The sequence below is a fragment of the Pseudomonas citronellolis genome, from assembly GCF_900112375.1.
Taxonomy (GTDB): domain Bacteria; phylum Pseudomonadota; class Gammaproteobacteria; order Pseudomonadales; family Pseudomonadaceae; genus Pseudomonas; species Pseudomonas citronellolis.
Map to the genome: position 1 here is coordinate 118,758 of NZ_FOLS01000024.1, position 9,438 is coordinate 128,195.

The following is a 9,438-nucleotide window of genomic DNA, read 5'->3' on the forward strand; positions in this document are numbered from 1 at the left end:
ATGGGTATCGACCTTCCGCTGATCTGGGCGGTGATCATCATCTTCGGCGTGATGATGTACGTGGTGATGGACGGCTTCGACCTCGGCATCGGCATGCTCTACCCGTTCTTCAAGGACGAGCGCGACCGCGACGTGATGATGAACACGGTGGCGCCGGTGTGGGACGGCAACGAGACCTGGCTGGTGCTCGGCGGCGCGGGGCTGTTCGGCGCCTTCCCGATGGCCTACTCGGTGGTGCTCTCGGCGCTGTACCTGCCGCTGGTGCTGATGCTGGTGGGGTTGATCTTCCGCGGCGTGGCCTTCGAGTTCCGCTTCAAGGCCAAGGCGCGCAAGCGGCACATCTGGGACAAGGCCTTCATCGGCGGCTCGCTGGCGGCGACCTTCTTCCAGGGCGTGGCCCTGGGCGCCTTCATCGAGGGCCTGCCGGTGGTCGACGGACAGTACGCCGGCGACTCGCTGGCCTGGCTCGCGCCCTTCCCGCTGTTCTGCGGCCTGGGCCTGATCGTCGCCTACAGCCTGCTGGGCTGCACCTGGCTGATCATGAAGACCGAAGGCAAGCTGCAGGAGCGCATGCACGACCTGGCGCGGCCGCTGGCGCTGGTGCTGCTGGCGGTGATCGGCATCGTCAGCCTGTGGACGCCGCTGGCCCACGCCGACATAGCCCAGCGCTGGTTCAGCCTGCCCAACCTGTTCTGGTTCGCCCCGGTTCCGCTGCTGGTGCTGCTGACCTTCTACGCCCTGCTGCGCTCGGTGGCGCGCAACGACAACGCGCTGCCCTTCGTGCTCACCCTGGTGCTGATCTTCCTCGGCTACAGCGGCCTGGGCATCAGCCTGTGGCCGAACATCATCCCGCCGGGGGTGAGCATCCAGGCTGCCTCGGCGCCGCCGCAGAGCCAGGGCTTCATGCTGGTGGGCGCGCTGTTCATCATCCCCTTCATCCTCGGCTACACCGCCTGGAGCTACTACGTGTTCCGCGGCAAGGTGAAGCACGGCGATGGCTACCACTGAGGGCTCGGCGATGAAACCGCAAACCGTGAAAGCGCCACTGTACAAGCGCCTGGGCTGGCTGGTGCTGATCTGGGCGGGTAGCGTCGCCGCCCTGGGTGTGGCGGCTTGGCTGATGCGCCTGCTGATGAATGCGGCGGGGTTGGGGACGCCGCACTGAGACTCCCACTTGGGCGCCTTCGGGTGCCTGTAGCCCCCGCTTTGGCGGGGGCTTTTTTATGCGGGGGCTTTTTGGGCTTTCGGCTTTTTGGCTTTTTGGCTTTTTGGCTTTTCGTAGGAGCGAGCTTGCTCGCGAACGGAGTTTCCCTGTCGCTACAGCGCCTGGGGTTGACTCCGCTCCCTCTCCCTAACCCTCTCCCTGAAGGGAGAGGGGACTGTTGGGCAGATGCTGATATTTCGGCGTTAGCCGGCTAGCACAGGGATTACCGGCTGAAACCATTCCCCCTCTCGGCACGGACTAGCCCCCTCTCCCTTCAGGGCGGGGCGCGCAGCCGAGGGCTGGGGAGAGGGCGCTCTGAAACCTGAATTCCAGAATCGCCGGGGAACTCTGTTCGCGAGCAAGCTCGCTCCTACGAAGAGCGAAGAGCGAAGAGCGAAGAGCGAAGAGCGAAGAGCGAAGAGCGCTTCAGTGCAACTTGTCCCGCTGCGCCAACGTCGGAAACAGCTTCATCCACGCCCCGGTAACGATCAGCGTGCCCACGCCGCCGATGACCACCGCCGGCACCGTGCCGAACCAGTGCGCCGTCAGCCCCGACTCGAACTCGCCGAGCTGGTTGCTGGCGCCGATGAACAGCCCGTTCACCGCGCTGACGCGGCCGCGCATCTCGTCCGGGGTTTCCAGCTGCACGAAGGCGCCGCGGATCACCATGCTGATCATGTCCGCCGCGCCCAGCACCACCAGCACGCCCAGGGACAGCCAGAAGGACGTGGACAGGCCGAAGGCGATGGTCGCCACGCCGAAGATGCCCACCGCCAGGAACATGATGCGCCCGACGTTGCGCTCGATGGGGAAGCGCGCCAGCCAGAACGACATCAGCAACGCGCCCACCGCCGGCGCCGAGCGCAGCAGGCCCAGGCCCCAGGGGCCGGTGAGCAGGATGTCCTTGGCGAACACCGGCAGCAGCGCGGTGGCGCCGCCCAGCAGCACGGCGAACAGGTCCAGGGAGATGGCGCCGAAGATGTCCGGGCGGCTGCGGATGAAATGGATGCCGGCCATGAGCGAGGCCAGGCTGGCCTTGCCCTGGATGCCGTTCTGCCGGCGCGCCTGCAGGCTCAGCGACAGCGCGCAGGCCATGAAATAGAGCAGCGTGGTCGGCGCGTACACCCAGAAGGCGCCGAAGGCGTAGAGCAGGCCGCCCAGGGCCGGCGCGGCGATGGTCGCCGCCTGCATGGCCGAGGCCGAGGCGGCCACCGCGCGGGGGAAGAGGGCGCTGGGCACGATGTTCGGCAGCAGCGCCTGGGTGGTCGGCATCTCGAAGGAACGCGCGCTGCCGAGCAGGAAGGCCAGCACGAAGATCATCTCGCGGGTCACGTTGCCGGTGCTGGCGCCCAGCACCAGGGCCAGCGCTACCAGGCCCTGGGCCACCTGGCACAGGGCGGCGACCTTGCGCCGGTCGTAGCGGTCGGCGACGTGCCCGGTGTGCAGCATGAACAGCACCCGCGGCAGGAATTCCACCAGGCCCACCAGGCCGAGGTCGAGCACGTTGTGGGTCAGTTCGTACATGTGCCAGCCGATGGCCACGGTGAGCATCTGGAAGCCGCTGGCGGTGCACACGCGGGCGAGCCAGAAGGCGAGGAAAGGGCGATGGCGGAGCAGCGAGGTGGCTTCGGCGGACATGGTGCGCGGACGACTGGTTAGGGAGCTAAGCAAAGGCCGGTGAGCGTAGCACGCCGTAACAAATTCCGTCGGCAATTTCCTTCGGACGAATGGACAACGGCGACGCCATCGGTTCGCTGATCGCCCGCTTAACTTTTGCCTGAGGCGCGTCGATTGGGTAAAGTTGACGTATCGGTCAGGATTTTCCGTAGGACGACGCGGCCCGCAAGCTGCCGTCGCGCCGTCCTACGCCTGAGTTCCGCCGGTTCCAGAACTCCATAACGACATGGGCGGGTAGTGCACCGCCCAGAGGATGATCCATGTCCAACCGTGATATCTCCCGGCGCGCCTTCCTCCAGGGCGGTCTGATCGCCGGCGTGAGCGTCACCCTGGCGCCGCTGGGCAGCCGGGCTTTCGCTGCCTTGATGGAGAAGAGCGTGACGGTGCCGGCCGAGCAGTGGCTCGGCCACGACGGCAAGGTGCGCTTGCGCAACGACGCCATTTCCAAGGTCTGCGGCAACAAGGTGTTCGCCCGCGATATCCGCGCCAGGGACATGCCCGGCTGGCCGCAGCAGCAGGGCCACGCCATGCTGCTGAAGACGCTCAAGGCCGACCGCCTCTACGAAGGCTACGACCTCGCCTGGCTGGGCGACGACCTGCAGCCGGACCGCATCGTCACCGCCGACGACCTGGCCAAAGACGGCATCGCCTTCCCCGAGGCCCACGGCCCGGACCCGCTGCTGCCCACCGGCAAGGTGCCGATGTTCATCGGCCACCCGGTGGCCATCCTCATCTGGCACGACTTCGAGCGCTTCCGCCGGGCCAAGCTCAAGCTGAAGTTCAACGACAAGGCCATTCGCTACGGCGCCCAGGCGCCGCTGTACCAGGGCGACCCCTACGGCAGCTTCCGCTACGTGCGGGTGGGCGGGAAGACCTCGGCCGACGAGGACGAATTCTCCAGCCTCAAGGCCTCGATCCTGTTCCCGATGATCCGCAACCGCAAGCCGGTGTGGGACCAGCAGCCCAGCCAGCACGGCGACCTCACCGAGCAGGGCCTGTTCTACGCGCAGAAGATCAAGGACCAGGTGGACAACCCGCCGGCCGACTGGCTGGTCTTCGACGAGCGCTACAGGACGCCGTCCATCGAGCCCGCCGCGCTGGAGCCGGACAACGGCAACGGCTGGTACGACCCGGCCAGCAAGACCCTGCACTTCGTGGTCGCCACCCAGTGCCCGTTCGAGGCCGCCTACGAGACGGTGCACATGGTCGCGCCGTCGCGCTTCGGCCTGCAGACGCTGAACATCCACCCCGGCTACACCGTCGGCTACGGCTCCAAGGACCACAACATCTTCGTCTACTACGCGGCCCTCGCCGCGCTGTACGGCGAAGGCGTGCCGGTGCGCCTGGCGAACGACCGCTACGAGCAGTTCCAGAGCGGCATCAAGCGCCACGCCTTCGACATCCATTACCAACTGGCGGTGGACAAGAAGGACCTGGGCTTCCGCATCTTCCGCGCCGAGATGAGCCTGGACGGCGGCGGCCGCGCCAACTACAGCGCCTCGGTGGCCGCCGTGGGCGCCACCGCCGCGCAGTCCATCTACTACATGCCGCAGAGCGACCTGCAGGCCACCGCCTACCATTCACGCGGCGTCGAGGCCGGCTCCATGCGCGGCTACGGCACCCTGCAGAGCATGGCCTCCACCGAGATGATGGTGGACGAGATCGCCGAGCGCCTGGGCGCCGACCCCATCGAGCTGCGCCGGCGCAACGCGCTGGTCTCGGGCATGAAGAACACCCAGGGCGCGGTGCCCGCCGGTGCCCTGCGCCTGCACGAGATCCTCGACAAGGCCGCCGCCCACGAGGTGTGGAAGAACCGTGCCGAGCGCAAGAAGCAGTTCGACGCGCAGGACCCGGACAACTGGTACGGCGTCGGCTTCGCCATCTGCCAGAAGGACTTCGGCACCGGCTCCGAGGCGCCCATGGCCAGCCTGGAGTTCGACGCCGAGGGGCGCATCCACCTGCGCCACATCGGCATCGAGATCGGCACCGGCATGTCCACCTCCCAGGCCCTGGTCGCCGCCGACTTCCTCGGCCGCCCGGCGGACGAGGTGAAGACCGCCGAGACGCAGTGGCCGGAGCTGCAGCTGCTCAGCGGCGAAGACCCCTACACCATGAGCCAGGTCACCCAGGACGAGAAGCTGCGCAACCCGCGCTGGGTGGGCAAGTACGCCTCGGCGTCCTCGGCCACCAACTCGGCCTACTACTTCAGCCACGCCACCCGCGAGGCGGCGCGCGTGCTGTTCAACCACGGGCTGTGGCCGGCGGCCCTGGAAATCTGGCGCCAGGGCCCCTACGGCGGCCAGGCCAACCCCTACGTGGTGCGCCGCGAGGACGCCCACTGGGTGAACGGCGAACTCACCGCCAACGGCATGCAGCCGCTGCCCTTCGCCGTGCTGGCCAGGCGCGCCCACGAGCGCGGCCTGGTCACCGGCGCCACGGTGCACGCCTTCAACCGCTGGAGCTGGGCCGAGTGCGAATTCAGCATCGACGGCGTCGCCGAACGCCTGCCGCTGGACGGCCTGGCGGTGAAATACGGCGACGGCGCGCCGCAGGCGAAGAAGGCGCAGATGACCAGCGCCGGCTTCCACCTGCTGGACCGCAGGAACGTGAACTACCCGCCGGTGCAGCTGAACAACGCCGCGGTCACCTACTACAGCCCGGTGGCCACCCTGGTGGAGCTGAAGGTCAACAAGGGCAGCCACGAGGTGCAGGTGCTCAACCACCACTCCTGGGTGGAGTGCGGCCGGGTGCTGGTGCCGGAGCTGGTCAAGGGCCAGATCGAGGGCGGCACCGCCATGGGCCTGGGCCACGCGCTGCTGGAAGAGATGCCGCTGCACGAGGGCGGCCCGGCCGAGGGCGACTGGAACTTCAACCGCTACCGCCTGCCGCGCGCCAAGGACGTGGCGGTGTGGCAGCAGACCTCGGAGATCCTCCCGCCGCTGTCGCCCAGCGACCCGTCCAAGGGCATCGCCGAAGTGGTGATGATCCCCATCGCCGGCGCCGTGGGCAACGCCATCGCCCACGCCATCGGCAAGCGCGTCCGCGACCTGCCCGCCACCCCCGCCCGCATCAAGGAGGCCCTCAATGGCTAAGCTCCAGCTGACCCTCAACGGTCAGGGCGTCGGCCCGGTCGAGGTCCCCGAAGACCTGCCGATGATCGACTACCTGCACGAATACCAGAACCTCACCGGCTCGCGCCTGGGCTGCGGCCAGGGCATCTGCCACGCCTGCGTGGTGATCGTCGACAACCCCGACGGCACCAGCGAGGAAGTGCGCACCTGCATCACCGGCGCCAACTGGTTCGACGGCAAGAAGGTGCGCACCATCGAAGGCCACGCCAAGCGCGATGCGCAGGGCCAGGTGAGCGAGCTGAACCCGATCCAGCAGAAGTTCGTCGAGCGCTTCGCCTTCCAGTGCAGCTACTGCGCGCCGGGCTTCGTCAACGCCGCCACCGTGCTGGTGGAAAAGGCCCAGCGCCAGCCGCTGAAGAAGAGCGAGCTGGAGTCGGTGATCGAGGCCAGCCTGGGCCACCACATCTGCCGCTGCACCGGCTACGTGCGCTACTACAACGCCACCGCCGAGGTCCTCAGCGACCTCGGCCTGGTCAAGGAGGGCTGAGCATGGCGCGACTGCTAACCGGCCTGCTGCTGAGCGCGGGCCTGGTCGCCGGCGCCCAGGCCGCCGACGCCGACCTGGTCAAGCGCGGCGAGTACCTGGCCCGCGCCGCCGACTGCATGGCCTGCCACACCGCGGCGCGCGGCGCGCCCTTCGCCGGCGGCCTGCCGATCGCCTCGCCGTTCGGCACCATCTACGGCAGCAACATCACCCCGGACAAGGACTACGGCATCGGCAACTACAGCGCCGACGACTTCTTCGCCGCCCTCACCGAGGGCAAGCGCAAGGACGGCGCCAACCTCTACCCGGCGATGCCCTACACCTCGTACCACCTGATCAGGCGCGAGGATTCCGACGCCATCCACGCCTACCTGATGACCGTCGAGCCGGTGCACCGCGCGGCGCCCGAGACCGCGCTGAGCTTCCCGTTCAACGTGCGCGCGGGGCTGGCCGGCTGGAACCTGCTGTACGGCAAGAGCGTCCAGCTGCAGAGCGTCGAGGGCAGGAGCGAGCCCTGGCAGCGCGGCCAGTACCTGGTGGAAGTGCTCGGCCACTGCGGCGAATGCCACACCCCGCGCAACGCCATCGGCGCGCTGCAGCAGGACAAGCGCCTGTCCGGTGCCCTGCTCAACGGCTACCTGGCGCCCAGCCTGCTGCCCGAGGACCTGGCCGCGCGCGGCTGGAACCACGCCGACCTGTCGGCCTTCCTGGAGCACGGCATGAGCGCCCAGGGCAGCATGTTCAACGAGATGTTCCCGGTGCTGCACCACAGCACCCAGCACCTGGACAGCGCCGACCTGCGGGCCATGGCCAGCTACCTGCTGGGCGACCAGCCGCCGGCGGCCAAGGTGGTGCAGGCGGTGGCTTATCCACAGCTGTCCGCCAGCGCCAAGCGCGGCCGCCAGCAGTACCTCAACGTCTGCGCCGGCTGCCACGGCACCGAAGGCGAGGGCAAGCCGCACATCGCCGTGGCCATGCAGGGCAACACCACCCTGCGCCTGGCCGACTCGCGCAACCTGCTGCGGGTGATCGTCGACGGCATCGGCGAACAGCAGTTCAGCGGCTTCGAACGCATGCAGCCGATGCCCGGCTTCGCGGATAAACTGGATGACGCGCAACTCACCGATCTGCTCAACTACCTGCGTCAAAGCTGGGGCGGCCTGCCCGGCGACCTCGACGCCAAGGCGGTTGCGCAACTGAAGTCCGATGGTGTGCCGGTCCATGCCGGCAAGGCGATGTGAAGTGCAACATCTCGATCTGCAAGTGATTCGCCAGGCGCTGCGCTGGTCCCGGGAGGGCCAGCGTGTCTGGCTTTGCACCGTGCTCTTCACCTACGGCTCGGCGCCGCGCGCGCCGGGCTCGCTGCTGGCGGTGAACCAGGGCGGGCAGTGGGTGGGCTCGCTGTCCGGCGGCTGCGTCGAGGATGACTTCCTCGAACGCGTGGCCGCCGGGGAGTTCGCCGAGCCGGTGAAGGTGGTGCGCTACGGCGAAGGCGACGAGCGCAGCAACATCCGCCTGCCCTGCGGCGGCATCCTCGACGTGCTGGTGGAAAACCTGGCGCCGGACTGCGAAGTCCAGGCGCACCTGCGCGAACTGGAAGCGGCGCTGCTCGGCCAGCGCCGCCTGCTGCGCCGGGTGGACCTGGCCAGCGGCGCGCGCAGCCTGAACGACGACCACAGCCACGGCCCCCGGGTGGAACGCGACGCCGGCACGGTGCAGTTGCGCGTCGGCGCGGCCCAGCGCCTGCTGCTGGCAGGCTATTCCAGCGTGGCCCATGCCTGCGCCGAGTTCGGCAAGGGCCTGGGCTTCGAAGTGATCCTGTGCGATCCGCGCGAGGAAGCGCTGGATGGCGTCGAGCTGGACGGCATCGAGATTCGCCGCGAGCTGCCGTCGATCTTCATCGCCAACGGCGGCTGCCACGCCGATACCGCGGTGGTGGCGCTGACCCACGACCCGAAGATCGACGACCTGGCGATGCTCGAAGCGGTGCGCACCGAAGCTTTCTACATCGGCGTGATGGGCTCGCGCACCACCTCGGCCAGGCGCATGGAGCGCCTGGAGCGCGTCGGCGGCCTGGGCGAGGCGGAGCTGGCGCGCATCCACGCGCCCATCGGCCTCAACCTGGGCAGCAAGACCCCGGCGGAAATCGCCCTGGCGGTGCTCGCCGACATCCTCCGCACCCGCAGCGGCATCGAGCGCGAAAGCCTGTGACGACCGTCGCGCTGCTGCTGGCGGCCGGCTTCGGCCGGCGCTTCGGCACCGACAAGCGCCAGGCGCGCCTGGCCGATGGCCGTGGTTTGCTGGCGGCTAGCCTGGCCAATGCCCGCGAGGCGTTCGACGAGGTCTGCGTGATGCTGCGCCCGGAGGATGATGCGGCGGTGCTTGGCGTGCCTGTGGATATCTCCATCGTGCGCTGCGCGGAGGCGGAATCCGGCCTGGGCCACAGCCTCGCCGCCGGCGTCGCCGCGCTGGCCGACAACCCGGCCACCAGCGTGGCGATCCTGCTCGCCGACATGCCCTGGATAGCCCCGCAAACCCTGCGCCTGCTGGCTTCGCAGGCCAGCGAACAGCGCATCGTCTTCCCCCTGCACCAAGGCCAACGCGGCCACCCGGTCCTCTTCGGCCGCGCCTTCTGGCCGGAACTCCGCGCCCTGCAAGGCGACGAAGGCGCCCGCGCGGTGCTGCAAGCCCACCGCGAAGCCTGGCGCCCCATCGAGGTGGACGACCCCGGCGTCCTGCGCGACGTAGACACCCCCGCGGCCCTAACACCCGGCTCTTCGTAGGAGCGAGCTTGCTCGCGAACCGCATGGCACCGCGTTTATTCGCGAGCAAGCTCGCTCCTACGAAGGAGGAATACCGTGCCTCCCGGCAACTTGTAGGAGCGGGCCCTGCCCGCGATTCGCGCGCAGGGCGCGCTCCTACAGGGACACGGCGTGGCTGGG

The 9,438-nt window shown here is 68.7% G+C and carries 8 protein-coding genes; 7 read left to right on the forward strand and 1 reads right to left on the reverse strand.

Annotation, left to right across the window (positions count from 1 at the left end; genetic code table 11):
- Complete coding sequence (gene cydB, locus BM060_RS21835) at nucleotides 1-1,008, forward strand: cytochrome d ubiquinol oxidase subunit II (RefSeq protein WP_074982911.1); 1,008 nt, start codon at nucleotides 1-3, stop codon at nucleotides 1,006-1,008.
- Between the two features lie 10 nt (nucleotides 1,009-1,018).
- Nucleotides 1,019-1,165 carry a DUF2474 domain-containing protein gene (locus tag BM060_RS21840; protein ID WP_009613174.1) on the forward strand — a complete coding sequence of 49 codons (147 nt, stop codon included), beginning with the start codon at nucleotides 1,019-1,021 and terminating at the stop codon, nucleotides 1,163-1,165.
- Nucleotides 1,166-1,630: 465 nt separating this feature from the next.
- Here BM060_RS21840 and BM060_RS21845 read toward each other — a convergent pair whose 3' ends face one another.
- The gene (locus BM060_RS21845; RefSeq protein WP_074982913.1) at nucleotides 1,631-2,842 is read right to left on the reverse strand and encodes an MFS transporter; all 1,212 of its coding nucleotides are present in this window, start codon (nucleotides 2,840-2,842) and stop codon (nucleotides 1,631-1,633) included.
- Between the two features lie 299 nt (nucleotides 2,843-3,141).
- Here BM060_RS21845 and BM060_RS21850 point away from each other — a divergent pair, with 299 nt between their 5' ends.
- Genes BM060_RS21850 through BM060_RS21870 form a run of 5 tightly spaced genes read left to right on the forward strand, consistent with a single transcriptional unit; the run spans nucleotide 3,142 to nucleotide 9,279 of the window.
- Complete coding sequence (locus BM060_RS21850; protein WP_074982916.1) at nucleotides 3,142-5,973, forward strand: xanthine dehydrogenase family protein molybdopterin-binding subunit; 2,832 nt, start codon at nucleotides 3,142-3,144, stop codon at nucleotides 5,971-5,973.
- A complete protein-coding gene (locus BM060_RS21855) occupies nucleotides 5,966-6,499 on the forward strand; it encodes a (2Fe-2S)-binding protein (RefSeq protein WP_064584484.1) in 534 nt (177 codons plus the stop codon). Before BM060_RS21850 ends, BM060_RS21855 begins: the two co-directional genes overlap by 8 nt.
- A 2-nt stretch (nucleotides 6,500-6,501) precedes the next feature.
- Nucleotides 6,502-7,737 (forward strand): c-type cytochrome, encoded by a 1,236-nt coding sequence (locus BM060_RS21860; RefSeq protein WP_074982919.1) that lies wholly within the window; start codon nucleotides 6,502-6,504, stop codon nucleotides 7,735-7,737.
- 1 nt (nucleotide 7,738) lies between these two features.
- Nucleotides 7,739-8,707: an XdhC family protein gene (locus BM060_RS21865; RefSeq protein ID WP_074982920.1), complete on the forward strand. Its 969-nt coding sequence runs from the start codon at nucleotides 7,739-7,741 to the stop codon at nucleotides 8,705-8,707.
- Nucleotides 8,704-9,279, forward strand: a complete 576-nt coding sequence (locus tag BM060_RS21870; RefSeq protein WP_074982922.1) for a nucleotidyltransferase family protein — start codon at nucleotides 8,704-8,706, stop codon at nucleotides 9,277-9,279. The genes BM060_RS21865 and BM060_RS21870 overlap by 4 nt, the downstream gene beginning before the upstream one ends.
- Nucleotides 9,280-9,438 lie beyond the last annotated feature (159 nt).